Annotated in this window: 27 protein-coding genes; 15 read left to right on the top strand and 12 right to left on the bottom strand. The window is 57.8% G+C overall.

Going from position 1 to position 26,541, the window contains the following annotated elements; translation table 11 throughout:
• Window positions 1-19: 19 nt before the first annotated feature.
• Window positions 20-721 carry an MgtC/SapB family protein gene (locus ACYQ8E_RS03730; protein ID WP_066727149.1) on the top strand — a complete coding sequence of 234 codons (702 nt, stop codon included), beginning with the start codon at window positions 20-22 and terminating at the stop codon, window positions 719-721.
• A gap of 15 nt (window positions 722-736) precedes the next feature.
• Here the strand turns inward: ACYQ8E_RS03730 and ACYQ8E_RS03735 are convergent, their stop codons facing one another.
• From ACYQ8E_RS03735 to ACYQ8E_RS03770, 8 genes are all read right to left on the bottom strand, one after another.
• Entirely contained in the window at window positions 737-1,237 is a 501-nt protein-coding gene (locus ACYQ8E_RS03735) for a hypothetical protein (protein ID WP_066727151.1), read from the bottom strand.
• Window positions 1,238-1,339: 102 nt separating this feature from the next.
• The gene (locus tag ACYQ8E_RS03740) at window positions 1,340-2,233 is read right to left on the bottom strand and encodes a HAMP domain-containing protein (RefSeq protein WP_066727154.1); all 894 of its coding nucleotides are present in this window, start codon (window positions 2,231-2,233) and stop codon (window positions 1,340-1,342) included.
• 52 nt (window positions 2,234-2,285) lie between these two features.
• Window positions 2,286-2,888 carry a chemotaxis protein gene (locus ACYQ8E_RS03745; protein ID WP_231875314.1) on the bottom strand — a complete coding sequence of 201 codons (603 nt, stop codon included), beginning with the start codon at window positions 2,886-2,888 and terminating at the stop codon, window positions 2,286-2,288.
• Between the two features lie 31 nt (window positions 2,889-2,919).
• Complete coding sequence (locus ACYQ8E_RS03750; protein WP_066727156.1) at window positions 2,920-3,285, bottom strand: hypothetical protein; 366 nt, start codon at window positions 3,283-3,285, stop codon at window positions 2,920-2,922.
• A gap of 9 nt (window positions 3,286-3,294) precedes the next feature.
• Entirely contained in the window at window positions 3,295-3,936 is a 642-nt protein-coding gene (locus ACYQ8E_RS03755; protein WP_066727158.1) for a DUF8082 domain-containing protein, read from the bottom strand.
• Between the two features lie 32 nt (window positions 3,937-3,968).
• Window positions 3,969-5,024, bottom strand: a complete 1,056-nt coding sequence (locus ACYQ8E_RS03760) for a response regulator (RefSeq protein ID WP_066727161.1) — start codon at window positions 5,022-5,024, stop codon at window positions 3,969-3,971.
• Window positions 5,021-6,166 carry a sensor histidine kinase gene (locus ACYQ8E_RS03765; protein WP_066727165.1) on the bottom strand — a complete coding sequence of 382 codons (1,146 nt, stop codon included), beginning with the start codon at window positions 6,164-6,166 and terminating at the stop codon, window positions 5,021-5,023. Before ACYQ8E_RS03765 ends, ACYQ8E_RS03760 begins: the two co-directional genes overlap by 4 nt.
• Before the next feature lie 295 nt (window positions 6,167-6,461).
• Window positions 6,462-7,676: an IS256 family transposase gene (locus tag ACYQ8E_RS03770; RefSeq protein ID WP_066725531.1), complete on the bottom strand. Its 1,215-nt coding sequence runs from the start codon at window positions 7,674-7,676 to the stop codon at window positions 6,462-6,464.
• A gap of 178 nt (window positions 7,677-7,854) precedes the next feature.
• Between ACYQ8E_RS03770 and ACYQ8E_RS03775 the strand changes: the two genes are divergently transcribed.
• Window positions 7,855-9,471: an AAA family ATPase gene (locus ACYQ8E_RS03775; RefSeq protein WP_066727168.1), complete on the top strand. Its 1,617-nt coding sequence runs from the start codon at window positions 7,855-7,857 to the stop codon at window positions 9,469-9,471.
• Window positions 9,472-9,473: 2 nt separating this feature from the next.
• Window positions 9,474-10,094, top strand: coding sequence for a general secretion pathway protein GspB (locus ACYQ8E_RS03780; protein ID WP_066727170.1), 621 nt, complete (start codon window positions 9,474-9,476; stop codon window positions 10,092-10,094).
• An 83-nt stretch (window positions 10,095-10,177) separates the two neighbouring features.
• Here ACYQ8E_RS03780 and bioA read toward each other — a convergent pair whose 3' ends face one another.
• From bioA to bioB, 3 genes are read right to left on the bottom strand one after another with little or no spacing between them, the layout of a single operon-like run.
• Window positions 10,178-11,527: an adenosylmethionine--8-amino-7-oxononanoate transaminase gene (bioA, locus tag ACYQ8E_RS03785; RefSeq protein ID WP_459860133.1), complete on the bottom strand. Its 1,350-nt coding sequence runs from the start codon at window positions 11,525-11,527 to the stop codon at window positions 10,178-10,180.
• A 29-nt stretch (window positions 11,528-11,556) separates the two neighbouring features.
• On the bottom strand, window positions 11,557-12,297 hold the full coding sequence (gene bioD, locus ACYQ8E_RS03790; RefSeq protein ID WP_066727175.1) for a dethiobiotin synthase: 741 nt from the start codon (window positions 12,295-12,297) through the stop codon (window positions 11,557-11,559).
• Complete coding sequence (gene bioB, locus ACYQ8E_RS03795; protein ID WP_066729769.1) at window positions 12,287-13,273, bottom strand: biotin synthase BioB; 987 nt, start codon at window positions 13,271-13,273, stop codon at window positions 12,287-12,289. Before bioB ends, bioD begins: the two co-directional genes overlap by 11 nt.
• 198 nt (window positions 13,274-13,471) lie before the next feature.
• On the opposite strand from bioB, the gene ACYQ8E_RS03800 reads away from it, so the two are divergent.
• The 9 genes from ACYQ8E_RS03800 (at window position 13,472) to ACYQ8E_RS03840 (ending at window position 21,725) form a co-directional block, all read left to right on the top strand.
• Window positions 13,472-14,038, top strand: a complete 567-nt coding sequence (locus ACYQ8E_RS03800) for a helix-turn-helix domain-containing protein (protein ID WP_066727177.1) — start codon at window positions 13,472-13,474, stop codon at window positions 14,036-14,038.
• Between the two features lie 26 nt (window positions 14,039-14,064).
• Entirely contained in the window at window positions 14,065-14,631 is a 567-nt protein-coding gene (locus ACYQ8E_RS03805; RefSeq protein WP_066727179.1) for a helix-turn-helix domain-containing protein, read from the top strand.
• 209 nt (window positions 14,632-14,840) lie between these two features.
• Window positions 14,841-15,935 carry a tetratricopeptide repeat protein gene (locus ACYQ8E_RS03810; protein ID WP_459860135.1) on the top strand — a complete coding sequence of 365 codons (1,095 nt, stop codon included), beginning with the start codon at window positions 14,841-14,843 and terminating at the stop codon, window positions 15,933-15,935.
• A gap of 134 nt (window positions 15,936-16,069) precedes the next feature.
• Window positions 16,070-16,345: an HU family DNA-binding protein gene (locus ACYQ8E_RS03815; protein ID WP_066727183.1), complete on the top strand. Its 276-nt coding sequence runs from the start codon at window positions 16,070-16,072 to the stop codon at window positions 16,343-16,345.
• A gap of 491 nt (window positions 16,346-16,836) precedes the next feature.
• Entirely contained in the window at window positions 16,837-18,288 is a 1,452-nt protein-coding gene (locus ACYQ8E_RS03820) for an OmpA family protein (RefSeq protein ID WP_066727185.1), read from the top strand.
• Window positions 18,285-18,767: an OmpA family protein gene (locus ACYQ8E_RS03825; protein WP_082820281.1), complete on the top strand. Its 483-nt coding sequence runs from the start codon at window positions 18,285-18,287 to the stop codon at window positions 18,765-18,767. Before ACYQ8E_RS03820 ends, ACYQ8E_RS03825 begins: the two co-directional genes overlap by 4 nt.
• A gap of 9 nt (window positions 18,768-18,776) precedes the next feature.
• The gene (locus ACYQ8E_RS03830; RefSeq protein WP_082820282.1) at window positions 18,777-19,250 is read left to right on the top strand and encodes a cyclic nucleotide-binding domain-containing protein; all 474 of its coding nucleotides are present in this window, start codon (window positions 18,777-18,779) and stop codon (window positions 19,248-19,250) included.
• Between the two features lie 43 nt (window positions 19,251-19,293).
• Window positions 19,294-19,938: a hypothetical protein gene (locus tag ACYQ8E_RS03835; protein WP_157471857.1), complete on the top strand. Its 645-nt coding sequence runs from the start codon at window positions 19,294-19,296 to the stop codon at window positions 19,936-19,938.
• A gap of 95 nt (window positions 19,939-20,033) precedes the next feature.
• Window positions 20,034-21,725, top strand: a complete 1,692-nt coding sequence (locus tag ACYQ8E_RS03840; RefSeq protein WP_066727191.1) for a Na/Pi cotransporter family protein — start codon at window positions 20,034-20,036, stop codon at window positions 21,723-21,725.
• 10 nt (window positions 21,726-21,735) lie between these two features.
• Here the strand turns inward: ACYQ8E_RS03840 and ACYQ8E_RS03845 are convergent, their stop codons facing one another.
• A complete protein-coding gene (locus tag ACYQ8E_RS03845) occupies window positions 21,736-22,992 on the bottom strand; it encodes an ISL3 family transposase (protein WP_066726437.1) in 1,257 nt (418 codons plus the stop codon).
• Window positions 22,993-23,145: 153 nt separating this feature from the next.
• On the opposite strand from ACYQ8E_RS03845, the gene ACYQ8E_RS03850 reads away from it, so the two are divergent.
• From ACYQ8E_RS03850 to ACYQ8E_RS03860, 3 genes are all read left to right on the top strand, one after another.
• The gene (locus ACYQ8E_RS03850) at window positions 23,146-24,078 is read left to right on the top strand and encodes a Ppx/GppA phosphatase family protein (RefSeq protein WP_459860138.1); all 933 of its coding nucleotides are present in this window, start codon (window positions 23,146-23,148) and stop codon (window positions 24,076-24,078) included.
• Between the two features lie 100 nt (window positions 24,079-24,178).
• Window positions 24,179-25,951: an indolepyruvate ferredoxin oxidoreductase subunit alpha gene (gene iorA, locus ACYQ8E_RS03855; protein ID WP_459860139.1), complete on the top strand. Its 1,773-nt coding sequence runs from the start codon at window positions 24,179-24,181 to the stop codon at window positions 25,949-25,951.
• Window positions 25,948-26,526 carry an indolepyruvate oxidoreductase subunit beta gene (locus ACYQ8E_RS03860; protein ID WP_459860141.1) on the top strand — a complete coding sequence of 193 codons (579 nt, stop codon included), beginning with the start codon at window positions 25,948-25,950 and terminating at the stop codon, window positions 26,524-26,526. Before iorA ends, ACYQ8E_RS03860 begins: the two co-directional genes overlap by 4 nt.
• Window positions 26,527-26,541 lie beyond the last annotated feature (15 nt).

The raw sequence follows: 26,541 nt of genomic DNA on the forward strand, positions 1-26,541 counted from the left end.
TCCAGTGGAGGTATTTGGCATGTTTCTCCCCGAAACCCTGGCCGGAAGCTACCAGTTGGCAATTCTGGTCAAACTCCTGCTGGCAACCCTGGCTGGCGCGATCCTTGGCGTCGAACGGGAAAAACATGGGCGGCCGGCCGGATTGCGGACCCATCTGCTGGTTTCCCTCGGGGCCTGCCTGATGATGATCGTCTCCGAAGCCTTTCCGGTCAAGTACGCCGCCTTTACTGTCGACAGCGCGTTGCGGATCGACCCTGCGCGCGCCGCGGCGCAGATCATCTCCGGCATCGGTTTTCTGGGGGCGGGGGTGATCCTCAAGGAAGGCATCTCAGTACGGGGGCTGACCACGGCGGCCAGTCTATGGATGGCTGCCGGTCTGGGCATGGCCTTCGGTATGGGGCTGGTGGGACCAGGCGCCATGGGGACCTTTATTGCGCTCTGCTCCCTGATTTTTCTGAAGAAGCTCGAACCGTTCATCAAGAAGGACCGGTATCTCTTCCTTACCGTCGTTGCCCGGCAGCGGGCCGGGATTCTCCCGGAACTTGAAACAATTTTCGGTCAACACCGGCTGCGCATTGCCAATATCGAATCGGACCTGGACCTCGACGAGGGCAAAGTCCGCTTCGAGTTCATCATCACTCAGCACCACCGGCGCATCGGTCAGGAACTGACCAATGCCATTGGGGCGGTGGAAGGGGTGCAGCGGATCAAGTTCAAATAATCGTGATCCCGCAGATCAGTTGGTTTTGGGTGTTTCACGGAGCAGGGGAGGGATTTCTCCTTCGGCCACCTTGCGGCAGGGGATGTCGAGGCGGATGATGGCGCCACGGCGACCGATGAAGAGGTCGGGCTGGGCGAGGTCGGGCTGGAACGAGGCCCCCTGGCAGGAGAGCTGGTAATTCCCCTCGTATTTCAGGCCCGGGATGAACGCCGGGATCGTGTAATCGATGCCGTCCAGGGAACAGCTGAGCTGGCCGGAGAGGTCTGTTTCACCCGGGTCGCGACGACCGTTGCCATTCTGGTCGGAAAAGGCATCGATGATGAGGATGCCGCGCTCGGTGGCAAGGGGGGGCGCGCTGCCGAAAATCAGGCTGAGAAGGTTTTCCTGCGGGGCGCGTTTGCGATCGAGATTGTACTCGGCCTCGGTGGCGGCACCTGCCTGACTGGCAAGGATCAGCAGAAAGGCTGCCAGGAGCAGGGCCAGTCCTGATTTAACAAGGGAGAGAGAGGGCGACATGGCGCTATCATAACCCGGAGTGCGGGGTTATTTCCATGTCGAATTTGCTCATCCAGGGGCTGGGCAGCGGTACCTGTCAGGGTGCCGCCGCCCAGCCTTTTGTTACCGGGGTCGGGTCAGTCGGTCCATGGCGGTTTTAAGGCTGACCCGCAGGCGTTCGAGGACATCAGCCAGCTGGCCAATCTCATCTTTACTGGTTGCGGCAATTTTCTGGTCAACCTTGCCGTCCGCCAGTTCTCCTGCAATCCGGGTGAAATGGACGAGAGGAGCCATGGCCCGGTTGACGACCACGAAGACCAGGACCAGGGACAAAACCAGGATTACCCCCATGATGGTCAGCAGCTTGATCATAAGCTCTTGCTTGGCCTGCTGGGTCTTCTCCAGCGAGAAGCCGATACGGAACCCTCCCCACTGGTTCCCCTTGACATAGATCGGAGTTGAAATATCCCACATCGTTTCTCCGGTATCGCGGTGGTAAACCTGCAGGAAGGCTTCCTCCGTATTGCGCGCCGCCTTGAGCCCGATCGGGTCATTGAAGATTCGTTTGGTACGGTTCCCTACCAGGTCTTTCTGCTGGTCACCGGTAATCGGGCGCTGGAAACGGGTGTTGTGGGTTGGCAGATAGCCGTTGCTGTCGACCGCCACGGCGAAGACCACGCTCTCATCCTTGAGAAACTCGTCCTGCATGGCGAGAATCGCCTTGTCGAGGTAGGAGTCGTAGCTGGTGTGGTACTTGGGCGGATCAAAGCCCGGAATCGGCGCATATTCCTTGTCAAATGCCTCCTTGACCGAAAAAACACCGTTGTCGATCGCCTCTTCGATCACCTTGCCGATCAGCTTGGCGCCGGTAATCGACTCGATGCGTCCCCTCTCAAGCAACTGGTCCTCAAGGCTGCGGCTCTGCTGGTTGATGATATAGAGCGACCCGATGGCAATGATGACCAGCAGGGCGAGGTTGACGAGGACCGCAACCTTGACACTGATTTTATTGAACATTCCGACCTCCTTGCAGGGAAAATTCGGGGCCTCGCCCCCCATGACTATTGAATTACTTGTAGCCGATCCGCAGCGCGCCCCAGTGTTGCCCTTCAACAAAGATCGGCACCGACAGGTCGCTCATGATCTCACCGGTATCACGGCTGTAGCGCTGCAGCAAGTAAGGCTCGAGGTTGCGGGCTGCGGCGAGACCGGTACGGTCGTTGAAAAGGCGCTTGGTCCGGTTGTGAACGGCATCGGCTGCCTGGTCCCCGGTCAGGGGCTGTGAATAGCGGGTGTTGTGGGTTGGCAGGTAGCCGTTGCGATCGACTGCGACCACAAAGATGAAGCGCTTGCTCGCCTCAAGATAGCTGTCAAGGATCGGCCGCAGGATGCCATCGACCATCCCGTCGTACTGGGTGTGATATTTCTGGGGGTCGGTTCCGGGGATCGGAATGTAAAAGGTGTCAAAGAGCTGGGCTACGGTCAGCTTGCCTCCCGTCAGCAGCAGTTTGAACTGTTGCTGGATCTCGTCCCTGCAGTCTTCGGCAAAATGCCTGGCCTTGATGTCAAAGCCGCGCAACGGTTCTTCTGCCTGGCAAGAAAGGGGTGTGGCCAGGAAAAATGAAAGAACAAGGCTGGCAACGACAGGAACCCGCAGGTAGCGGTAAAGCATGGGACCTCCTGTTGGATTTGCTGCGAACGACCTAGTTGCGGTCGGCTGTGGCCGCTGTGGAAGGGCGGCTGAACTGCATCAGGAAATGGTAAATCTGTTCGACGAGGTCGTCGGTTGTTGCATCCCTTCGCTGGGTAATGCCGAGCAGGTGCTGTTCGACCGGAAAGATAAGGAGATGCTCCTGGCTGGCCCGGCGTAATTCCAAATGCCGGAAATGCTGCAATCCCATCCCCCTGCGGATCGCCTCCCCGACCTTGCCGCCGAGGTGAATCAGGGCCGTCTGGTCGGCGTCGCCAAAATTGTGGGCGAGTGCTTTGCCATCCGGACGCACCAGGCAGTAGCTTTTGATGCCGGGAATCAGGAGCAACTGCTGGACAAATTCTTTCGCTGTCGCCATGTCACTCTCCTAGGACTTGGATGGGCCCTGCAGGTGCGGTGCGATCAGTTGCCGATAGGTGCGGACTTTCTCCGGATCGCCAATCTCCCGGGCCAAAAGATCAAAAAGAGCCGGCAAGGCACTGCGGCTGGGGGCCTGGCGGGTGAGCCATTCCTCGGCCGTTTCGCGAAAAATAATCGGGGCAATCGGTCCCATGACCTTGGCGAGCAGTGTTTGCATGGCCATCAGCGGTGCTGCGAGGGGACCTTCGGCGAGGAGCGAGTCGACCGTGTGGGCCGGCTTCCCCGGCCTTGGTGACGCTGGCGACCCAGTCCCGGACGATTCAGGCAACTCGTTGAGGGTGGTGTTGAGTGCCAGGGTCAACAGATTGCTGTTGTAGCCCGGCTCGGCTATGACCACCAGCAAGGTCTCTGCCTGCGCCTCCCGAACGATCAGAACAAACTCCTCGTAAACCAGGGTAATCTCCGACAGGTCGTTGAAAGATCCCCGTCCGGCGGTTTGAATCCTTGCCAGCAGGCGTCCCATGGCCTGGAGTTTTTCGGTGCGAAAGAGGGGAGGGAGAGTGCTGGCCAGAACGCCCTGGCGTAACGAGAAGAGATAGCTGCCGACGACGCCGGCTACGGTTTGCAATTCCTCCAGGTTGGTCCGCATATCTTCATTCCTTGTCGGGAGAGAGATTTCCTTCAAAAGATGGGGAGCCTTTCCATCCGGTCAAGCAGTTCCAGTGGCCGGTACCCTGGTTTGAGGGCGGCAACGACCCGTTTCTCACCCTGGCTGAAAAAGAGGTAACGAACCAGGCTGCGCGTGTTGAACAGCAGGTAACGGAGCACTCCACCGCCCAGAAGCGGGGAAAGTGCATCGGCCTGTTTGAGGTGGCTGACAAGCTCAAGCCTGGTCAGCCCGCAACCGTCGGGATATTGGAATTCGACGAAGTTGCGATTGTCGAGGACCACCATTTCGAGGACCCCCGGAGTGGAGCGCAAGAGACCGCGCAGGGCCTCCAGCCATGCCTCCACTTCCGGCCCTCGCCTGGCAGCGTCGGGTGATCCACGGCTGGTAGTGGGGTCACTGGCGCGTTCATCCCGGAGTCGGTGGGCTTCCATCAGCAGATGCTCGAGGCTGGTGGTGATCCGCTCGTCCCGGACGCGACAGACGGTATCCATTTCAATTTCCGTATCATCCCAGGTAACGATGTCGAGAGCGGCATCTTCTCCCTTCGCGGTTGTCGATTCAGCATCGATCAGCCGCCCCTGGCGGATAAAGAGGTAGCCAACCCGCGTTCCGGTCCGTACCTTGAGGGAACAGGTTTTCTTCTCCATGCTGATGAGTTGCAGGAAGGTCGCCAGGGTGATGCCGCGAATATAGCTGCGGCCCTCCGCGCTAAGAGAGCGGTCGATGGCGGCAACCAAAACCGCGAAATCGAGGGGCTTTTCCAGGTAGATTAGGCTGTTCATCCGACTCAGCCGGGCTTCGATTTCCGGCGTGCCGAAGGCAGTCATGACGATGACCGGGAGCTGGGGACGAAAACGGCTTACCCAGGCCAGGAGCTGGAAACCATCCATGACCGGCAGCTTGAGGTCGGTAACCAGCAGGTCGATCTTCTCCCGATGAAGAATTTCCGTTGCTTCCCGGCCGTTGCCGGCCAGCAGGATTGTCAGACCCGGGTTGTGGGCTGCGAGGCCGTCACGGAGACTGAGGAGAAAGCTCCGCTCATCATCGACGATCAGGATACGTTTCACTCCGCGCCTCCCTGCTCCGGTTCCCTCTCCTGCTCCGGCACGGCTGTCGTGGCCAGCAGGGGGAGAGAGACCGTAACGGTGGTCCCGACTCCCTCGCGGCTGTGGATCTCCACACTCCCGGTCATCAACGCCAGGAGTTTACGGGTAATCACCAGGCCGAGGCCGTTGCCGTTGGCCTTGGTGGTGTTAAAGGGCTGGAAGAGATGCTTGGCCTGGGCCTCCGTCATGCCGCAACCATTGTCGCGAACGATAAGCTGGGCCAGGTTTTCACGCTGGTAGGTGGTCAGGACCAGATGTGGGTTTTCCTTCTCACCCGCAAGGGCATCGACGGCGTTGGTTACCAGGTTTAGCAGAACCTGGTGCAGGGCCCGCTGGTCAATCCGAACCAGCAGAGGGGTGGGTGCCAGATGACAGCGTAGTTCGATCCCTTTCTTGTCAAGGTCGCGTTCGATCAGGGGAATGAAGTCACCCAGCAGTTCATTAAGATCAACAATGGTGCAGTCGACACTTTCAAACATGCTGAAATTTCGCAATGATCGCAGCAGAAACTCAATTCGCCCGATCTCACCGAGGGTTCGGTCAATATAGGTTTCAATTTGGGCCGGGGAAAAGTTTTCCAGATTGTTGCGCAGGACCGTCATTGTGACCTTGATGGAATTGAGGGGATTACCGATTTCATGACGAATTCCGGAAAAGATGAACCCGATGTTGTCCATGGTATTGACGGCCTGGGCGATCGATTCCAGGCGCGCCTTTTCGGTGATATTGCGAATAAAAAGACAGCAGCCTTCCGGCGAAATTCGGAAGAGGGAGAGACTGAGGATGCGGTCGCCATGGCGCTGGGCTGCCGTCCCCTGCAGGGGGATTGAACCGTCCTCACCTCGCAGGGGCTCGATCAGGAGGCGGTGCAGGGCAGGGTAACCAAGGGGAGCTTCGGTGTCGCCGAGGATTTCGAAGGAGGCTGCATTGCGGTAGCCGGTCTGGCGTGCGCCGAGGTCAAGGGTCAAGATCCCGATGTCAATCACCTGCAGGATGTCGTCCAGGGTGCCAGGCGCCAGCCCGGATTCCTGGCCGGTTTTTGCCGGGGAAGGGAAAAGTCTGTCATTGGGGCGGGGGGGACGCCCCCAGGGGAGTGGCCTCATGGGAGAAACCTGTCGGAGCCAGTTTGAAGGACGTGGTATTTTTAGAACGCGATTATAATTTAAACGAATATTCGTTACAAGGATTCCTTTCGCATGTGGATGATTTATTTCAATAATACAAAAAGCTACAAAAAATAAAAAATATAATAGTTTACGAGTTCTTAGATTCAGGATATTTAACGTTTTTTATGAAACGACTTTTTATTTTATGACATCTATCATGGGTTGAGAGCACGGATTCCTTCCGTGGTTGCTTTTCGCGCGGGTCTGTCAAACGAACTGTGTATCCGCTCTTTCAATAGACCAGATTCAACGGCACCCGGTCTTCGCCGAACATCACTTGGAATGTCTGCAGCGCTGGCTTCCAGTTGTGGATCATCTTCCAGTTGCGTGACGCCTGCCGGATTGCCAGATAGAGCGCCTTGATCGCCGATTCGTCGTTGGGGAATATCCTCCGGTTGCGGGTCAGCTTGCGCAGGCTCATGTTTAGCGATTCGATCGCGTTGGTCGTGTAAATGACCTTGCGAATTTCCGGCGGAAACTGGAAAAACGGGATGATGTTGTCCCAGTTGCTCCGCCACAAGCGGATTACCGAACGATAGGACTTGCCCCAATCGGCGTCCAGTTGTTCCAACTCCGCCGCCGCTTCTTCGGCGGTCGCCGACTGGTAGATACGCTTGAGGGCCGCGACCACGGCCTTGCTGTCCTTGACCGTGACGTAACGCAGGCTCGCCCGCACCAGATGGACGATGCAGAGTTGGGTCAGGGTCTTGGGGAAAATGGCGTTGACCGCTTCCGGCAGCCCTTTCAGCCCGTCCATGCAGGCGATGTAAACATCCTGCACGCCGCGATGGCGCAGTTCGGTGAGGACCGAGAGCCAGAACTTGGCCCCTTCGGTCTCGGCGATCCACAGGCCGAGAACTTCCTTCTCGCCGCGCAGGTTGACGCCGAGAACCACATGGGCCGACTTGTTGACCACCTGCTTGCCGTGATGAATCTTGACCGTCAGGCCATCGAGCCACAGGATCGGGTAGACGGCTTCCAGTGGGCGATTCTGCCAGGCCCGGACCTCGTCCAGAACCGATTCGGTCACCTGGGAGATGACGGCATGGGAAATCTCCACGCCGTAGAGATCCTTCAGGGCGTCCTCGATGTCGCGGGTCGTCATCCCTTTGGCATAGAGGGTCAGGATCTTTCCTTCCATCCCGGCCAGGCGAATCTGGCGTTTGCGAACCAGTTGCGGCTCGAAAGACCCCGCCCGGTCGCGGGGCGTTTCGATCTCCAGTTCGCCGAAGGTGCCCTTGACGGTTTTACTGCTCTTGCCGTTGCGGGTGTTGGCGCGTTTCGCCGGCCCGGCTTCGCCGGCTCCGTAACCCAGATGCGCGGTCATTTCGGCGTCCAGGCTGCGGTTGATCATGCGCTGTAGCAACCGCGAATAGAGTTTGTCGACGTCCTCGGGGGTTTTGCAGTCGACCAAAAGCTCGTCCAATTTGTCTGATTTAATCGCCATCGTTTCTGCTCCTCGGTGGGGGAATTGCCCCACTCTCTCATGGAGCAGATACACAGTTCAATTTACAGGCTCTTTCGCGCCGTTCGCTCCCTTCCTGGGAATTGTCATATCTGTCCAATTCATGGTATGAATTCGTTTGACTTTCCCCCTCCTCGATTGATGAGAGCGCCTACTGTCAATGTATTGCGAGCATTTTGGCCTGAAGGAAATTCCCTTTTCAATCGTGCCGGACCCGCGGTACCTCTATTTGAGTTCGGCTCATCGTGAGGCCATGGCTCATCTACTGTTCGCGCTGCGGGGGGAGGGTTGCTTTGCTTTGCTGACCGGTGAGGTCGGCACGGGGAAGACCCTGGTCTGTCGGTGCCTGCTTGAGCAGCTTCCCGAGGAGGTTCAGGTTGCGCTGATTATCAACCCGCGCCTGACCGTCAATGAGCTGCTGATCACTATCTGCGATGAGTTGGGGGTCTCCTGCCCGAGTGACCAGGCTGGTACCAAGGGGTATGTCGACCGCCTGAATCGCTATCTGCTCGATGCGCATGGTGCCGGCAAGACCGTTGTGCTGATCATCGATGAGGCGCAGAACCTTTCCGCCGAGGTGCTGGAGCAATTGCGCCTGTTGACCAACCTGGAGACCCGCAGTCACAAACTGTTGCAGGTTGTTCTTGTCGGTCAGCCCGAACTGCGGGCATTGCTGCAACGCCAGGATCTGCGCCAACTTGCCCAGCGGATTACCGCCCGCTACCACCTTGGTCCCCTTGGCCGGAACGATCTCGCTGCCTACCTCACCCATCGTCTTGAGGTTGCCGGCGTGCGCCGCCCGCTCTTTTCGGCGGCTGGTAGGCGACGACTCTTTCGATTGAGTGGCGGAATCCCGCGGTTGATCAATATCATCGCTGATCGTGCCCTGCTCGGTGCCTATGGCCAGGGCCGCCACCAGGTAAATGCCGCCCTGGTCTCTGCCGCGGCCCGGGAGGTTGGAGTCTTGGTTGCGCCGCGATGGCTCTCCCGCCGGCTGGTTGGCGAGATTGTGTTGTTGCTGGTGGTGGTCTGTTGCTGGTGGTGGATTGAAGTCCGGCAGCCAGCCGAGGCCGTCAATCCGGCGCTAACGCCGATGGTTGCTGCCAGCCCGGTTAGCCAGCAGCCGCCTCATGCCAAGAGCGACCCGGTTGCGGATGAAACCTGGTTTTCCAGAACCGACGCGGCCGGAAGCAGTCCCCAGGTGGCCTGGACCGCCTTGCTGCATCTTTGGGGGGACCCGTTTCCGGTTTCTGATGCGACTTGCCAAATCCCCCCGGAGAGCGGATTCGCCTGTCTTGAAGGAAGTGCCACTCTCGAGACCCTGCGCGCCCTCGACCGGCCTGCCATCCTGCGCCTGCAGAGTGCCGATGGAACCGACCTCTTCGCCTTGCTTGCCGGCCTGGATGGTGACCGTGCTGTTCTGGCGATGAAGGACCGGGTCGGTTTTCTTTCCGTAGCGCGGCTGCAGGAGTTGTGGTCCGGGGATTTTTCCCTGCTCTGGCAACCCTCGACTGCACCGGTCGCCCAGCTCCAGGCCGGAAGCTCGGGGCCTGCTGTCGAGTGGCTTGACGCTTGCCTTGCCCTGGCCGGGGTGCCGGGCCGGGAGGGGGATTCGAAATCGGACTTCGACCCGGCGTTGACCGGTCGGGTCAAGCAATATCAATTACGACAGGGGATTCTTCCTGACGGGATCGTCGGCCCACGCACCATGATTCTGTTGACCAATTTATTGGCGGCACCTGGGCCGCGATTGACCGACCTGTTCGGAAAGAGCTGACCATGTCGCTGATTCTTGATGCACTGAAAAAGGCTGAGGCAGATCGCCGCCAGACCCAGCCGCCATCACCTGTCACCACTTTTACGGCCGAGGCGCCGCCACGGTCAAGGCGGAACTGGCTGCTTGGATTGGTAATTCTCGGCGGATTGGGGGGCGCCGCTATTCTGATCTGGTGGTTACATCCCTGGGCTTCTGTGGTTGGCTCGGTCGAGGCCTCCAAGGTTACTGTTCAGCCCCCCTCGATCAGCCAGTTCCAGGAAAAGGAACCCGCTGCTCCGCCCAAAGTAATCCCCCCCCCGGTTCTGCCGGTTACGGCGCCGAAGCCTGAACCTGATCCACCCCTTGTTACACCATCGTCGTCGAAACCCGCGGTAGCCGTAACACCGAAAAGGGTTCCATCGCTTCGGGAACTGGCCCCGGCCGATCGGGTCCGGCTGCCGGAGATCAATCTCCAGCTCCACTTTTATACTGCGGACCCTGCCCGGCGCCTGGTGCGCATTAACGGGACCAATCTGCACGAAGGGGAGGAGGGGGGCGGCCTGCACGTCATCCAGATCCGTCCTGCCGATGTGGTCCTTGGTGTCGGTGGGGTGGAGTTCTCCTTGCCCGCAGGAAGGCCTTGATGAGGCGATCGGTCATATCTTCGGAATGACGACGGGCAGCTCCTGGGAGCTGCCCGTCGTCGTTCCGAAGAGTGCCGCCGCTGTTATTTTTCGGTGACGGCAACAATGGCCTGGTAGGCGATGTCGAGGAGCGAGTCGAGTTCATCGGCATTGATCGTTAAGGGTGGCATGAAATAGACAACATTTCCCAAAGGACGGAGCAGGGCGCCGCGCGCCAGTGCTTCGCGGTAGACTGCCAGACCGCGGCGCTCCTGCCAGGGGTAGGGAATCTTCCCGTTGCGGTCCTGAACCAGCTCGACCGCTGCTACCATGCCGCAGCGACGGAATTCCCCGACCTGGGCAAGGGCGGTGAAACGCGGGGCGGCGGCCTGGAGCTGGTTCATGCGCGGCGTCAACAGCTGAAGAATCTGTTCCTCTTCGAAAATCCGCAGGACTTCGACGGCGATTGCGCAGGCGAGGGGGTTGCCGGAGTAGGAGTGGGAGTGAAGAAAGGCCTTCATCGTGGCGTAATCATCGTAGAAAGCCCGGTAAATCTCTTCGCTCGTCAAGGTCACCGCCAGGGGCATGTAACCGCCGGTTATCCCCTTGGAGAGGCAGAGGAGGTCGGGTGTGGTTCCGGCGTGTTCATTGGCAAAGAGTCGCCCTGTACGGCCGAATCCGACCGCGATTTCATCGGCAATGTAGTGGACATCGCAGCGGGTGCAGAGCTCCCGGAGCTTGCGCAGGTAGACGGGGGGATAGACACGCATCCCGGCGGCCCCCTGGATCAGCGGTTCGATAATGACCCCCGCAATCTGTTCGTGCTCCTGCAGCAGCAGTCGCTCCATCTGTTCAAAGCACTCGGCATTGCAGCTTTCCCGCTGTTTCTGGTAAGGGCAGCGGAAACAGTCGGGCCCCTGGACCTGGAACCCCTCCAGCAGGATCGGGCGATAGATCGAGCGGTAGAGGTCGCAGCCGCCGACCGAGAGAGCGCCGAGGGTTTCGCCATGGTAGGCGTCGGTCAGGGAGACAAAGCGGGTCTTCTGCCGGACACCGACCTGCTGCCAGTACTGGAAGCTCATTTTCAGGGCGACCTCTACCGCCGCTGAGCCATTGTCGGCGAAGAAGACCTTGGTCAGCCCCGGTGGCGCCAGTTCGCAGAGCCGGGCGGCGAGTTCAGCTGCGGGCTGGTGGGTGAACCCGGCAAAGATGTGGTGGGCGATTTTTCCGGTTTGCTCGGTGAGGGCCCGGTTGAGGCGGGGGTGGTTGTGGCCAAAGAGGTTGACCCACCAGGAAGAGACGCCATCGATAATGCGGTTACCGTCGTAGTCGACCAGATAAACGCCATCGCCCCTGGCGATCGGCAGGGGGGGCAGGAGTTCGTGGTCCTTCTGCTGGGTGCAGGGATGCCAGACGTGGGCTGCATCGAGCCGTAAAACTTCTTCCTTTTTCATCGGTTACCGAAATTCTCCACGAAAATACTTCAAGGAATGGGGGCGGGCAGATTGAGGGCGTCAAGTAGCCAGGGGAGGGTAGGAAGGGCCTGCAGGTGATCCGCCAGGGCTGTCATCTTTTCGCTATCCTCGCCACTGACCCTGGGCAACACCCCGAGCAGATCGGCGGATGCCAGCGAGGCCAGGGCGTGGGGTGCACTTGCTTCAGCCTGGTCGGGTTGGTCCGGGAGTCCGTTGATCAGGTAGCCTGCCAACCCGATGCCCATGGTGCGGGCGGCGAAGAGGGTCAACAGGGTGTGGTTGATCGTTCCGAGCCCGGGACGGCAGATGGTGAGTAACGGCAGGCCCGCATCGCGCGCCAGGTCGGCGACCAGGTAGCCGCCGGCCAGTGGCGTCATCAGTCCGCCGGCCCCCTCGACAATGAGAAACTGGTGTCGGCTGCCAAGCTTCCTGATCCCTGCGATCAGGTTTTCCGGGTTGATCCGCACCCCTTCCTGTTCAGCGGCAACCGAGGGCGCCAAGGGGAGGGCCAGCCGTACCGGGGCGAGCAGCTCCTCGTCGATTGCCACCTCGGCACCGAGGCGCAGCAGCCGGGCGTCCGGACCGGGTTGGGAGGGGTCGAAAACACCGCTTTCAACCGGCTTGCAGACGCCGACATCAATGCCGCGCCGGCGCAGAAAGCGGGCCAGGGCGGCGGCGACCAGGGTCTTGCCGACGCCGGTGTCGGTGCCGGTTATGAAAATGCCGCGCCGGTCCCGGTCAGCAGCCATGGACTAAAACCTCGGCATCCTGAAACATCTGCAGGTCGATATCCCGATTCCGTCCCCTGGTCGTCAGGTAATTGCCGACCATCGTTCCGCTGGCGCCGGCCATGAAGATCCAGGACTGGAATTCCCGGAGGTTGTGTTCCCGACCGCCGCAGACTCCGATTCGCTGGCGGGGGAGGAAGTAGCGGAACAGGGCGATAATGCGCAGGCAGTCCATCGGGGTCAGATAATCCGCTGCAGCCAGCCTGGTACCTGGCACCGGGTTGAGAAAATTGAGGGGAACCGAGTCGACCTCTAGTTCCCGGATTGTTCGGGCGAGTTCGACCCGCTGGGAGAGCGACTCTCCAAGGCCGAAGATGCCGCCGCAACAGACGCGCATGCCGGCGGCCTTGGCCACCCGCACGGTTTGAATGTCCTCTTCGTAGTCGTGGGTGGTGCAGACCTCGGGAAAAAACGTTCGCGCGGTTTCGAGGTTGTGATGATAGGTGGCGCAGCCGGCTTCCGCCAGGCGCTTTGCCGTTCCCGCGTCGAGAATGCCGAGGGAGGCCGAAGGATCGATCCCGCCCAGGGCGCGAATTTCCCGCAGGGCCTGCAGGACCCTCTCGAATTCTGGGCCCTGGGTGACGCGGGTGCCGCTGGTGACGATGCCAAAACAGTGCGAGCCTTCCTGAAGCGCGGCCCTGGCACCGGCGACCATTTCTTCGACACTTTTCAGGGGGTAGACCGGTGCATCGGTGCGGGCATGAGCAGACTGGGCGCAAAAGGCGCAATTCTCGGCACAGCGCCCTGATTTGGCATTGATAATAGAGCAGAGTTCGGCGTGATTGCCGAAGGCCGTTTCGCGAAGATGATGGGCGCCGGCGAAAATACGGGTCAGATCCGCACCGCGGGCACCGAGAATGGCCAGGCCTTCCGCTTCCGTTGGGATTTCGCCAGTCTTGACTCTCTCCACCAGGCGGTCGATCTCCTGAAATGTCATGGTCACAGTCGCGCTCCTTGAATGAAAAGTTGGCGAGGATTATCGGGGAGGTGTCGCCATTTGTCAACCGCTAGCAGGTGAGTGGTTGACAAATGGTTAGGGAATTACCATTTAGTGGATATTGGGAATCATATCGTATTGACAGGGTTGTCTGGAAAATGATAGAACAACATCTCATTTTATTCGAGGTGACAGGTTATGGTGAAAAAACTGATCGGGCGGAAACTGAAGGCCACGCGCCTGAAAAATGATATGACTATCCAGGAATTGGCCGAAAGATCCAAAGTCTCTTCCAACATGATTTCAAGAATCGAACGGGGTCTCACAATCCCTTCCGTCGAAATTCTCATGAAGCTCGCCGGGGCCTTCGGGATGAGCGTCAATTATTTTGTCGAAGAAGCCTCGCACGGCACGACGGTTGTTCATACCCGAAAGGGAATGGGACAACCGATTTTCTTTTTTGAAGACAAGCACCAGATTACCAGCCTGACCCAGGGGATTCGCGATCCGAGTTTTGCCGTTTTCTACGACACCCTCGAAGCAGGGTGTAGCAGCGGGGAAGGGGGGATGGTCCATACGGGGGAGGAATTCGCTCTGGTTTTAAGTGGCAGAATGGAATTCTTCATTGAGGGGGAGTCCTTTTTGCTCGAAGAGGGGGATTCCCTGACCTTTAAGGCCTCCTTGCCCCATCGCTGGCGGAATCTGCACCCTGGACAGACCCTGGTGCTCTGGGTTGTTTCTCCAGCCCCGAACCTGGCTCAGTAACAGCAACGCGCTGCGGAGATAACCGGATGAAGATCAAGAAAATTGTCGGCAAAAAACTGAAATCGATCCGCCTTAAGAATGACCTGACGATTCAGGAGTTGGCGGCAAAGTCACGGGTGTCGTCCAACATGATCTCCCGCATTGAACGCGGATTGACGATCCCCTCGGTCGAAATCCTGATGAAGCTGGCCGGTGTTTTTGATAAAAGTATCAATTATTTCGTCGAAGAAGTTACCACGACCCACGAAGTCGTCCACACTTCTCCGGGAGCGCGCGACAAGACTGTCTACGACGACGAGTACAACATGCATACCGAGTCCTTTACCTCCGGATTGCGAGACCCCCAGTTCTCCTCGTTTTTTTGTACCGTCCAGAAAGGCGGGACCAGTGGCGAACAGAACATGTATCATCCCGGGGATGAACTCATCTATGTTCTCGATGGTTGTTTGCGGGTGACCATTGCCGGGGAAACCCATATCCTCAATTCCGGAGACAGCCTCTCTTTCAAGTCGCATTTGCCGCATCGATGGGATAATATCGGTGACAATGATGCCAAGGTCATCTGGACACTGTCCCCCTTTACTACCATCTGAAACCCCCAAAAAACGGTTAAACAATGGCATTTTTTAAACGACTCTTCGCGTCAGGAAATCCTCTTGACGCGACTCGCCGCGCCTTTGCCCGTGGGGAATGGGCGGAGGTATTGGCGCTTGCCGAAGGGGCAGACCTTTCTCTCCTGGACGAGGAGGGGCGCATTGCTCTTGAGGATTGCCGATCCCAGGCCTGTAACCGGCTTGGAGAATTGAACCTGCGCGAAGCTGAGGCCTTTTTGCGTGCAGGCGATCTGGAACGAGCCAGGGATCATCTCTCCCTGGCCGAATCCCAGGCAGAAGATTCACTCCTCCTGGCAGAAATCAGGCGAATCCAAGAACAATCCGTTGCTGACCAAAAGGAAGTCCCCCCCTCCTCAAAGGCCGCAACGGATTGCAGCAGTGGCTGCGGACCCGGATGTGCTCCAGGCGCGGATCCCCTCCCCGCCCCAACCGTGGAGAGCTCTGGCCTCGACCTGGATACCCGGCTCGAACTCTGCCTGGGCGGTTATCCTGAGGACCTGACCGAGCGTTACCTAGGCCTCGATGAGGAGTTGAAGGGCGCTATCCTTCTCGCCCATGGCGGCGAGGACGAAGCCGCTATGAAGGCTTTCGGCTGCTTGTCAGAGGAGTTGCGGGACGAGCATTTCTATTATGAACGCGGTCTTGTTGCTGCCCGGATGGGAGAGTCCGAGGCCGCTCTCGCTGATTTGCAGCATTGCCTGCAATTGTTCTCCGCCCATCCCTTCGCCGGTGATGTGTTGGTAAGCCTGCTGCTTTCCTCTGGGCACCACCAGCAGGCGGATGATTTATTGACCCAGCTAGCTGCCGCCGGCTATCCGGAGGCCTTTTGTTGCGCTCGCAGAGCCTTTCTCGAAACCTTTCGCGGCAATCGTGAGATCGCCCTGTCCAACGCTGAAAAGGCATTTCAGGCCGGCAACCGCGAGGGGGAGCTACTCGTCCTGCTTGGCCAGCTTCTGGAAAGGAAGGGGCTACTGGGTGAGGCGGAGCGGGTCTTTGCGATGACCGGGGGCGCTGGTGGCTGCGGGGGTGGTAGCGGGGTGCCGCTGGCGCTTGCCGAATTCTGGCTTCGTCAGGGGCGGGAACTCGACCGGGCCCTGGATGGATTCAAGGCGGCCTGGCAGAAGGAGCCGGACAATCCGCTCTGGATGGTGCGTACCGCCCAGGCCTACCTCGCCAAAGGTTGGCAAAAAGAGGGGGTGGCCTTGATCAACCGGGTTCTGGCCCGGCAGGATGTGCCCGAATCTCTCCTGGAGGAAGCGCGCAAAGCTCTTGAGGGCAATTGATTACTCCGCGTGGTATTAATTCACCGAGACCGCTATTGACAGGATTTAACTCCTCGCTATAGTTGTGCTATCCGGGAAATACGCTTTAGCAAAAGGGACGCAGGCATAAAGTTGAAAACCATCGGGGAGGCGCTATGAACAAATCGGAATTGGTCGATGCTCTCGCAGGTGAGAAGAATCTGACCTACAAAAAAGCCGAGGAGATTGTAAATATCATCTTTGATTCCATGGCCTCCACGCTCTCCAGCGGGGGCCGGATTGAGATACGCGGCTTCGGCAGTTTCGTTGTCAAAGACTACAAGGCGTATATGGGGCGCAACCCCAAAACCGGGGAGGTCATCAAGGTGAATCCCAAAAAGCTCCCCTTTTTCAAGGTCGGAAAGGAGTTGCGGGAGAAGGTCAACATCTAAAGGAACAGGTTCCGCCAGGAAAATTCTGTCGTCTACGTTTTTTGCCCGGGATGATTCAGCTATTATCCCGGGCATTCGTTTGTCGCCCCCCAGGAGCCAGAAATCTCTGAGTGGACGGGACAGGCCCCGCTCTCCCGATTCAAAGTCGCCAAGCCTTCAGTAAACCAAAGGTTTTCCCCATATTGTTATATCTTCGGAAGAAATGATTTCGCAGGGTGCTCGTTATTCTCCTGATGGGGGTCCCTTGGCACAATCCTTGATTACATCACGACTGTTTATGGCCGTATTTTTTCCATTCCGGCGTGGAATTGCTCCTAGAGTTGCAGAGATTATCTACCGGAATCGGGTGAAGTGAATGCACCGGTGTCGTTGGTTGCGGTAAAGATATGGAAACAGTTGATTTTTACCTGTCGCAATGCTATGTAAGACGGCGTTTGCACTACCCTCTGAGTATCGTTTTTCGCTGATTCGTGATGGCGAGAAGGATTTGCATGAAACACGGGTTCCTTGCATGTTTTCTGGGTGTTCTCCTGCTGGCTTTTTTTCCTGTGCCGGTCGATGCAAATCCGACCCAGTATGGTGATACGGGGCTTTTTTCGCAACCGACCGCCGACACGCTGAATGCGGGAAATATCTGCATTGGCCTCTGGGCCAACTGCTCTTCCGGTCCGGACGAATCGAGCGCGACAATCGCCCCCGTTGCCATCACCCTTGGCCTGGGAAGTTTTCTGGAAGCCTACGGGTCATATCCCAATATACTTTTCAATGATGAGGATCTGGCCAGCGGACGTGGATTTGCCAATCTCGGCATGAAGGCCCGAATCCTTGGGCAAAGATCCTCCCCATTCAAACTCTCTCTCGACGGGCAGGTTCGAAGGAGTATATCCGACAATAAAAATCTTGACGGGAAAACAGACTACCTGACGAGGGCAATAGCGAGTTTCAAGTTGGAGCGGATCGGTCTCCACGCCAATTTCGGTTACCAGTCCAACCAGTTGACTTACGACAACTACCTTTATGGTGGTGGCCTGGAGTTTTTTCCCTCCTCTCGTCTCCGTCTTATTGCAGAAGTTGAGAGTGGGACCGAACGAGTCCCAGGAAAGGGCGGCCCTGGCGAGGTTATGGCGGGGTTTCAATATTTCTTCTCTCCTCATCTGACCGTTAATAGCGGACTCGGGTTTGGTTTTGCTGACAGGAGTCCCGACTGGAGATTCATTTTTGGCTTGAGCGCCTGCCAGGGGATTGGCACATACTCGCGCCCCATTCCGAAACTGGTTGAACCTGAAGCGGAAGTCTCCGAACCCGTGGCCGAGCCCGTCAAGGTGGTCAAGATCAAGACACTGACCCCCCTGATACCCAAAACGGTTGTCCCGGTCGCAGAGCCTGTCAACAAGCTCGAGGTTCCGGTGGAGCAGGGGAAAGAAGAGATCATCCTCTATCCGGAAGACAGCCTGGCGTTTCCCGCAACGGCATTGTCCGGTGCGGCGTTGCCAATCTCTCCGGTTGGCAGCCTGCCAGCCATCACAACCTCGCAAACTCAGGCTACGGTTATTTCCAAACCGGTCAGAACTCTGGTGTACCGGAAATTCGTCCTGCCTGAACTGACTTTTGATTTTAACCAGTGGGTCCTCTCCGCTGAAGGCGAGCAGGCTGTGGCAGAAATCGCCGAGCTATTACGTAAAGATAATCGCTGGTACATCATCAGGATGGATGGGCATACCGACAGTATCGGTTCCTATCGTTACAATGAAAGGCTTTCCCTGAAGCGGGCGATCTCCTATGCCAGTTATATGGTCTCCCATAATGGAGTGGACTTGACAAGAGTCTTTGTCAAGGGATTTGGCGAGAGTCAGCCGATTGCGGACAATGCTACACCGGAGGGCCGCGCCCTGAACCGCCGTGTAGAAATTCTGGTATTGATTCCCAAGGGAGGGGAGGGATGAAAGTCTGGTTGACAGCGTTAATGTTACTGATCTGTTATAGTGAAGCGACTGCTTCCGGAGAAGGATTAACCGAGGATCGCCTAAAACACTTTTTTACGTCCCAAACCGTTATCGCCAGCATCAAATTTTCACCGGGTTCGTTCAAACTTGACGCAGCGGCCAAGGAGGCCCTGGATCTGGTTTTTTCCAACCTTCAGGATTTGGATCTGAAGCAGAAGGTGATTCGCGCTGAGGGACTTCCAGGTGGCGGGATTTCCAACGGCAAAAATCTTGATCTCAATATCCGCCGCGTAAAAGCCGTTGAAGACTATCTTCGGACTCGGCACAAGCTGAAAATCGAACGCTATATGGTCGGCTTTGGTTCGGCGGATTCCAAGGATGCCAGGTTGGAGGAAAATCAGGTAGATATCGTCCTTTATGATAATATCTGGGACCTTGAGCAGGTTGGTGTCGAGACCGTGACCAAACTGCAGAAATAGACACCACCTATGACTGTCAATCTTGACTCGCTTAAAAGCTGTTTTATCTTTAAGGAGATGAGCGATGCAGAAATCCACCTTCTTGCGGAACTCTTTGTCGAAAAACGATTGAGCGAAGGGATGACGGTCTTTGTCGAGCACATGCCCGGCGAGTCCCTCTACCTCATCCAGGCCGGTACCATCCGAATCTCCAAAATGATCTCGGAAGGGGATGAGAAGACCCTGGTGATCCTCGGCCCTGATGATGTTTTCGGCGAAATGGCCATTCTTGATGGTGCCCCCCGGTCTGCCACGGCCAGGGTCATTGAAGAGGCCCGACTCCTTTCTTTGCGCAAGTCCGATTTTGAAACTCTTTGTAAGAAAAATCCGAGCCTCGGTCTGCGGTTGATGAGAAACATTGTTCGCGTGTTCAGCCAACGAACCAGAGAGAATCATGAGGATTACCGGTTGATGCTACTCTGGTCATTGGCCGAAAAGGCGTAAGGGAAGGAGTATGGTGTGTCCTTCCGGAAAGAGAGGGTTCGGCATGAGAATCGTTTTTCCTGGTGTATTTGCCTTGATATTGCTTCTCTCCGGATGCGGCATTACTGTCGTTCCCCGGCCCCAGAATTCAGACGCGTTGGTCAATCCCGCCGATCGCTCGATTACGGAAACCCGCAACGGCCTTGAAATTTCCGCTCGCGTCCAGGAGTTGGGTGTCGGCTCCTATCAAGTCGGCGAGAACATCACCTCCTTCTACCTCGTGGTTGTCAATCATCGGCAACAAGAGGTGACGGTCCCCCTGGAGTCGTTCTATCTGGTTGACGCAGGGGGTACCCAGGTGCGACCGTTGCCCCCCCAAAACGTCCTGGCGACTCTGGATCGGCAATCGGACTACCTGATCCCTTATCCCTATGTTGGATACTATTACCTCGAAGATTCCCGCTGGGCTGATTCGACAGACACCATGGGGAGTTCACTGCCGTACTATGCGACCAACCATCCCCAGGAGTTACTGGATGAGGCCCTGCCTGTCACTCCCGTGCTTTCCGGCGCCAGGGTCGCCGGCATGGTCTATTTTCCTGTTGATCTGGCGACCAAGAAATCGATCGAGTTAAGAGTCTATCTGCCCGGAACTTCCATCTCTGGTCCCCCCGATTTCACCTTTCCCTTTTCAATTGAAAAAAACTGACTCCTTGGTTATAGTGCCACGGGTGTTAATCCTTTCAACTTAAGGGAATTCCGACCCTTTTCGGTTCGAATGATTCCACCAGCGGAGTATGCCCGGTGCTTGATGCGGTATTAAACCAGCAGCTTATTTTTGGCCTCGTCGGCGGACTTGGCCTGTTTCTTTTTGGCATGAAGATCATGTCGGAAGGTTTACAAAAGGTGGCCGGCGACCGGATGCGCAAAATCCTCGCGGCGCTGACCAACAATCGGATTGTCGGCACCCTGGTTGGTGTTGCCGTGACCGCAATTATCCAGTCTTCCAGTGCAACGACCGTCATGGTCGTCGGATTTGTCAATGCCGGCCTGATGTCGCTGGTCCAATCGATTGGCGTTGTCCTTGGCGCCAATATCGGCACCACGATCACCGCCCAGTTGATCGCCTTCAAGATAACCAAGTATGCACTGCCGGCGATTGGCCTGGGGACCGGGCTGAAACTCTTCTCCAGCAGTAAGCGATGGACTTACATCGGCGAGATCCTGCTTGGTTTCGGTATCCTCTTTTTTGGTCTGCAGATTATGGAGCAGGCTTTCGAGCCGCTGAAAAAAAGCCAGGAATTCCGTGAAATGTTCATCATGGTTGGCGATCATCACCTCCTCGGGGTCCTGATCGGCACCGTCCTGACCATGATCGTGCAAAGCAGCAGCGCCACCATCGGTATCACGATCGCCCTTTCCAGCACCGGACTGATCTCCTTCGAGGCCAGCATTGCCCTGATACTCGGCGAAAATATCGGTACCACGATAACCGCCAATCTCGCCGCCATCGGCACCAATCTCGCTGCCCGCCGGACCGCCTTCGCTCACTTTCTCTTCAACGCCATCGGCGTTGCCTATATGCTGATTTTTTTCAATTATTTCGCTCATTTTATCAACAGTATCACACCTGGTGATGCTGATTTTATGATTCAAACCCAGCAGCAGGCCGCCAGCCTCGGCGGCGCTATTGGCGACAAGCCCTTTATTGCTCGTCATATCGCCAACACCCATACCCTGTTCAATATTCTCAATACCATCGTCTTTCTCCCCCTCGTCGGCGTACTGGCCAAATTGACAACCCTGATGATCCGGGGCCGCGAGGAAGAGATGGAGTTTCACTTGAAGTTTATCGACAACCGGGTTCTCAACACTCCGCCGATTGCTCTAGGCCAAGCCCGTTCCGAAACCCGGCGCATGGCTATGACGGCCCTCGAGATGGTCGATGAAACGGTCGCTTATCTTCAGGATCAGGATGAAAAAAGAATTCCTTCCCTGGAGAAGAAGGAGGAACTGGTCGATCTGTTGCAAAAGGAGATCACTGACTTTCTGGTGGCACTCTCCCAAAAATCGATTACCCAGGAAACCAGCAAGGATATCGCCTCGATGATGAACATGGTCAATGACCTCGAGCGGGTTGGTGACCATTGTGAAAATTTATGGCGCCTGGGGCAGCGGAAGCGGGAACAGAAAGTTCTTTTTTCGGAAATTGCCATTGACGAGATCGTCGATATGGCACGACATACCCGAGATTTTCTCGGCTTTGTCGTCGAAGCGATCGAGCGGGGCGACCGGACCATTCTCGACAAGGCCCTGCACATGGAATCGGTGGTGGACGATACCGAGGAGGTGCTTCGCAACAATCATATCTCCCGCCTCAATACCGGTGAATGTGCGGTGCTTCCCGGACTCATCTTTATCGACATGCTGCACAATTTCGAAAAGATCGGGGACCACACCTTCAATATTGCCGAGGCCGTGGTCGGGAAGAAATAAATGTGGCTCGTCAGCAGAATCTGTGGGTGCCTTCCGGTTCGGGTAGGCAGCCAAGTGTATGATACAAGGCGATTTTTAGGACCTCGTAACTGCGAAAACCGTACGCTTTTCTACAGGTCACTTTCGCTTTGTTGTTAAGACCCTCGACAGCTCCCAGGGCGATCTGCTCCCGGGCGCGAAACCAGTTGAGCAGCAATTCCCGATGAGACCGCAGCATCTTCGCCACCTGCTTCATCGGTTGAATGCGGGAACGCATGGTGCGCCGGCACCACTCGTCGAGGAATCGGGCGGCCCAAGCGGCCCGCTGGTACTGCCAGAACCGTTGGAAGTCCTCCTTGAGCAGGTAGGCCCGGATCGTCTTGAGGTTGCAGGCCAGCAGTTCCTTCAGCTTGACGCCCTGCTTGTCGGTCAAGTTCTCCGGGCGTTTGAGGATGCACCAGCGGCTGCGAGTGAGTACCGGCTGCTCTCCCTTGGCCCTCAGCTCCCGGGTCTCCTGGGCGCGAACTTTATCGAGAGCCTTGTTCATCTGGCTCATGATGTGAAAACGGTCCAGGATGTGAAGCGCTTTTCCGGCCGCCGCCGCCACGATTTGCAAATACGGCTTCCACATGTCGCTGCAGACGAACCGGAGCCGGGCGGTACGCTCAGCGCCGAATTCCTTGAAGAACTGCCGCAGGGTCCTCTGGGTCCGCTCTTTGCCGATCCACAGCAAGCGACGGCAGCCGGCGTCGATCTGGTAGACCACGGTCAGGTAGCTGTTGTGCCCCTTCTTGTAGGCGATCTCGTCGATGCCGATGGCGGTGACGTTCTCCAGGTCGCGGTGGGCCAAGCCCCAGGCGACGGCCATCTTGACCGAGCGAAAGACGTTGTCCCAGGAGGTTTGGAAGACGTCGCCGACCTCCTTCCAGGACAACCGTCGCGCCCAACGGGCCAGGAACCAGGCATAGGTGGTGGTGAGGTGATTCTTCCCTTCGGCCCAAGGGACCTTTTCCACCTTGACGCCACAGCGCGGGCAGTCAACCCGGCGCATGGAATAGACGAAGAAGACGGCGATGCCCCACAGCGGGACGAACTCAAAGCGCCGAACCGGCAACGTGTCGTAGCCTGGGGCGCTGCGCCCGCAGCCCGAGCAGATCGGACGGCTACCGTCTCGGGGACGGATATCGATATCAAGGACCGTGGCTTTTCCCTGTTCCCGCCAGCGAGAGGAGCCGTAGACAAAACCACTATGCTTCTGGACCCGATTCAGGATAGACTTGACCAGCATCCCGGTTTCCTCCGCCTGGTTATGGGGTAGTCTTGGTCGACGTCCATAATGCCAGACTTGGAATCGGGATGCGCTTTTTTCAGCAACCGGTAGGCTGCTCAGCCCCCATCCCGGGGTTGCTGTTTACCCACAAATTCTGCGGAAGAACCATAAATGTTTGCCGCCATAGATGTCGGGTCCAATACGGTGCGGATGCTGCTTGCATCGGTGACTGGCGATGGTTCCCTGCTTCCCCTGCATTATTTCCGGAAAGTGACCCGTCTCGGTGGCGGGATCACCAGCAATGAGGGTCTGGCTTCTGAAGCAATGGAGCGGACCCTACTTGCGTTACAACAGTGTGCCGCGGAACTTGCCACCGCCAGGGTTGACGGGGTGGCCGCCGTTGGAACTGCGGCTCTGCGTCGCGCTAAAAACGGCAAGGCGTTCGTCGCAAGAATCCAACGTGAGACCGGTCTGGTTGTTGACGTTGTCGACGGCGAAAAAGAAGCCTACCTGGCCGCGACCGGCGTTCTCGCTGCGCTGGATCCGAAACCTTCCCATGCGTTGATATTCGATATCGGCGGCGGCAGTACCGAATTCATCCTGGTCGCGGAGGGGAGACGCCTGTTTCATCGCAGCTATCCGCTTGGGGTCGTCTCGCTTTGTGAAGAAGGGGGCGACCCGTCAATGCAATATCGGCAAATCGAAACCTGCCTGGACACTTTGCAGCGGGACCTGCGAAGGGCTAATCTCCTGGACCTGATCCAGGACAAGCGCACGCTTTTGGTTGGCACGGCAGGAACCGTCACGACCCTCGCCGCCCTGCAGCTCGGCATGGAAAAATACGATTGGCGGCGGGTAAACAATCTGCTCCTGACGCAGCATGATCTCCAGAACTGGGCCAGGCGTCTTGGCGAACTCGACGTGGCTGAGAGGGAGCGCCTGCCGGGACTGGAAAAGGGGAGGGGTGACCTGATTCTTCCCGGGGTGATGATAGTTCTGCAGCTGCTTCGCCTTTTTTCCAGAGAGAGCCTGACAGTCAGTGATTTTGGCCTCCTTGAAGGGCTCCTGCTTGAACACGCCAGAATTACGCAGAGGCTTGATTAAATTGACTTCTTTTTGACACTAAACTATATTCACTATCTTTAGCCATTGCTCCGGTCGCGGACCATCCGGCAAGGCAATCCATCGAAGGACACTTAATTGTATGGAAAAAGCAATACTCTCAGGCAATGAAGCGATCGCTCGCGGAGCTTTCGAAGGCGGGGTGCGGGTCGCTTCGGCCTATCCCGGGACGCCAAGCACCGAAATCCTGGAGAATGTTGTCAATTACCCGACGATTGACGCCTCCTGGGCCCCGAATGAAAAGGTTGCCCTCGAAGTCGGCATTGGTGCCAGCTTCGGCGGCGCCCGCGCCCTGGTCACCATGAAGCATGTCGGGGTCAATGTGGCGGCTGACCCGCTCTTTACCTTCTCCTATACGGGGGTCCGCGGCGGCTTGGTGCTGGTCACAGCCGACGACCCGGAGATGCATTCCTCCCAGAACGAGCAGGACAATCGCAATTACGCCAAGTTCGCCAAGGTCCCGATGCTGGAACCGTCCGATTCCCAGGAATGCAAGGATTTCACGCGCCTCGGTCTGGAGCTTTCCGAACAGTACGATACCCCGGTCATGTTGCGGACCACCACCCGGATTTCCCACAGCAAATCGCTGGTGCTGCTCGATGAGCCGGTTTCCGGTCTGCCCGAACCGCGGCTTGAGCGCAACGCCGCCAAGCTGGTCATGCTGCCGGGCAATGCCCGCCGCCGCCACCCGTTTGTCGAAGAGCGGCTGGTCAAGCTGGCTGCGGCAAATCTCGCCTGTAACCGCATGGAAATGCGGGATACCCGTATTGGCGTCATCACCTCCGGGGTCTGTTACAACTACGTTCGCGAAGTCCTGCCGCAGGCCTCGACCCTCAAGCTGGGCCTGGTCCACCCGCTGGCAAAGGATGTGGTTCGCGAATTCGCGGCCAAAGTCGACCAGTTGCTGATCGTCGAAGAGCTCGATCCCTTCCTCGAGGAACAGATCAGGGCGATGGGGATTGCCTGCCGCGGCAAGGACCTGCTCCCCCTCTGTGGTGAGCTGACTCCGGGGATTCTGCGCGCTGCCTTGGCTCCCCTCGGGCTGATCCCGGCTCCTGTCGCTGCCGGGGCGACGGCGTTGCCCGAACTGCCGCCGCGGCCGCCCAACATGTGTCCGGGCTGCCCCCATCGCGGGGTCTTCTATGCTCTCAACCAGCTAAAGGCCTATGTCACCGGCGATATCGGCTGCTATACCCTTGGTTTCATGCCACCTCTTTCGGCGATGGACACCTGCGTCTGCATGGGCGCCAGCGTCGGTAATGCCACCGGGGTCGTCAAGGTGGTGCCGGACGCCGAGAAGCGACAGGTCGTCGCCGTTATCGGCGATTCGACCTTCCTCCACACCGGGATCAACGGCTTGATGGACATGGTCTATAACCAGGCGCCGACAACCCTGATTATCCTCGATAACCGCATCACGGCCATGACCGGTCGCCAGGACAACCCCGCATCCGGCTACACCCTGATGAACCAGGATGCTCCCCCGGTTGATCTTGCTGAACTTTGCCGCGTTCTGGGGGTGCGGCATATCCGCACTGTCAATCCCCTTGACCTTGCTGAAACCAAGGCGGCCATCGCCGAGGAGATGGCCCGCCCCGAACCGTCGGTGGTCATTACCAACAAGCCCTGTGTCCTGGTCAAGCGACCCGGCGTTTACGAAACCGGCCCACTGCTCGAGGTAGATGCTGCGCAATGCACCGGCTGCCGTGCCTGCCTGAGAATCGGGTGCCCCGCCATCATCTGGCAACCCGGAGAGGGAAAGAAGGGGGTTGCCCATATCGACCCGCTCCTCTGCAACGGCTGCGGTGTCTGCCGCCAACTCTGTCGTTTCGATGCCATCGGGAGGGCCAAATGACACGTGACATCACCAATGTCCTGCTGGTCGGTGTCGGTGGCCAGGGAATCTTGCTGGCCTCTGAAATCCTGGCGGAAACCTGCATGCTTGCCGGCTACGATGTCAAGAAGAGCGAAATCCACGGCATGTCCCAGCGTGGCGGCAGCGTCGTTTCTCATGTCCGTTTCGGTAGCGAGGTCTTCTCCCCGATCGTGCCGGAAGGGGAGGGGGACGTGCTGTTCGGTTTCGAACTGATGGAGACGTGCCGGGCCCTGCCGTTGTTGCATTCGGGGGCAAAGGTCATTGCCAACGACCTGCAGATCCCGCCGCCGGCAGTCCTCTCCGGGCAGCAAGCCTATCCCCAGGACCTGCCGCACATCATTCGTCAGCGCTTCCCCGATTTTCTGCTGGTCGACGGGCAGCACCTGGCGGAGCGGGCCGGGAATCCCCGCGCTGCCAATACCGTGCTGCTCGGCGCCGTCTCCCGGCAACTCGAAATCAAGGAGGAGTACTGGCAGCGGGCCTTGGAAAAAATGGTTCCCGCCCGGTTCCTGGCGGAGAACGTAAAAGCCTTCGAGCTCGGACGGACCTGTTAACGAAGAAAGGGGCGA

The organism is Desulfuromonas carbonis (assembly GCF_054658035.1).

Bases quoted from the DNA above. Each gene is read 5' to 3' on its own strand.
- ACYQ8E_RS03730 (WP_066727149.1), top strand. From the start codon at position 20: ATGTTTCTCCCCGAAACCCTGGCCGGAAGCTACCAGTTGGCAATTCTG.
- ACYQ8E_RS03735 (WP_066727151.1), bottom strand. From the start codon at position 1,237: ATGTCGCCCTCTCTCTCCCTTGTTAAATCAGGACTGGCCCTGCTCCTG.
- ACYQ8E_RS03740 (WP_066727154.1), bottom strand. From the start codon at position 2,233: ATGTTCAATAAAATCAGTGTCAAGGTTGCGGTCCTCGTCAACCTCGCC.
- ACYQ8E_RS03745 (WP_231875314.1), bottom strand. From the start codon at position 2,888: ATGCTTTACCGCTACCTGCGGGTTCCTGTCGTTGCCAGCCTTGTTCTT.
- ACYQ8E_RS03750 (WP_066727156.1), bottom strand. From the start codon at position 3,285: ATGGCGACAGCGAAAGAATTTGTCCAGCAGTTGCTCCTGATTCCCGGC.
- ACYQ8E_RS03755 (WP_066727158.1), bottom strand. From the start codon at position 3,936: ATGCGGACCAACCTGGAGGAATTGCAAACCGTAGCCGGCGTCGTCGGC.
- ACYQ8E_RS03765 (WP_066727165.1), bottom strand. From the start codon at position 6,166: ATGAGGCCACTCCCCTGGGGGCGTCCCCCCCGCCCCAATGACAGACTT.
- ACYQ8E_RS03770 (WP_066725531.1), bottom strand. From the start codon at position 7,676: ATGGCGATTAAATCAGACAAATTGGACGAGCTTTTGGTCGACTGCAAA.
- ACYQ8E_RS03775 (WP_066727168.1), top strand. From the start codon at position 7,855: ATGTATTGCGAGCATTTTGGCCTGAAGGAAATTCCCTTTTCAATCGTG.
- ACYQ8E_RS03780 (WP_066727170.1), top strand. From the start codon at position 9,474: ATGTCGCTGATTCTTGATGCACTGAAAAAGGCTGAGGCAGATCGCCGC.
- bioA (WP_459860133.1), bottom strand. From the start codon at position 11,527: ATGAAAAAGGAAGAAGTTTTACGGCTCGATGCAGCCCACGTCTGGCAT.
- bioD (WP_066727175.1), bottom strand. From the start codon at position 12,297: ATGGCTGCTGACCGGGACCGGCGCGGCATTTTCATAACCGGCACCGAC.
- bioB (WP_066729769.1), bottom strand. From the start codon at position 13,273: ATGACATTTCAGGAGATCGACCGCCTGGTGGAGAGAGTCAAGACTGGC.
- ACYQ8E_RS03800 (WP_066727177.1), top strand. From the start codon at position 13,472: ATGGTGAAAAAACTGATCGGGCGGAAACTGAAGGCCACGCGCCTGAAA.
- ACYQ8E_RS03805 (WP_066727179.1), top strand. From the start codon at position 14,065: ATGAAGATCAAGAAAATTGTCGGCAAAAAACTGAAATCGATCCGCCTT.
- ACYQ8E_RS03815 (WP_066727183.1), top strand. From the start codon at position 16,070: ATGAACAAATCGGAATTGGTCGATGCTCTCGCAGGTGAGAAGAATCTG.
- ACYQ8E_RS03820 (WP_066727185.1), top strand. From the start codon at position 16,837: ATGAAACACGGGTTCCTTGCATGTTTTCTGGGTGTTCTCCTGCTGGCT.
- ACYQ8E_RS03825 (WP_082820281.1), top strand. From the start codon at position 18,285: ATGAAAGTCTGGTTGACAGCGTTAATGTTACTGATCTGTTATAGTGAA.
- ACYQ8E_RS03830 (WP_082820282.1), top strand. From the start codon at position 18,777: ATGACTGTCAATCTTGACTCGCTTAAAAGCTGTTTTATCTTTAAGGAG.
- ACYQ8E_RS03835 (WP_157471857.1), top strand. From the start codon at position 19,294: ATGAGAATCGTTTTTCCTGGTGTATTTGCCTTGATATTGCTTCTCTCC.
- ACYQ8E_RS03845 (WP_066726437.1), bottom strand. From the start codon at position 22,992: ATGCTGGTCAAGTCTATCCTGAATCGGGTCCAGAAGCATAGTGGTTTT.
- ACYQ8E_RS03850 (WP_459860138.1), top strand. From the start codon at position 23,146: ATGTTTGCCGCCATAGATGTCGGGTCCAATACGGTGCGGATGCTGCTT.
- iorA (WP_459860139.1), top strand. From the start codon at position 24,179: ATGGAAAAAGCAATACTCTCAGGCAATGAAGCGATCGCTCGCGGAGCT.
- ACYQ8E_RS03860 (WP_459860141.1), top strand. From the start codon at position 25,948: ATGACACGTGACATCACCAATGTCCTGCTGGTCGGTGTCGGTGGCCAG.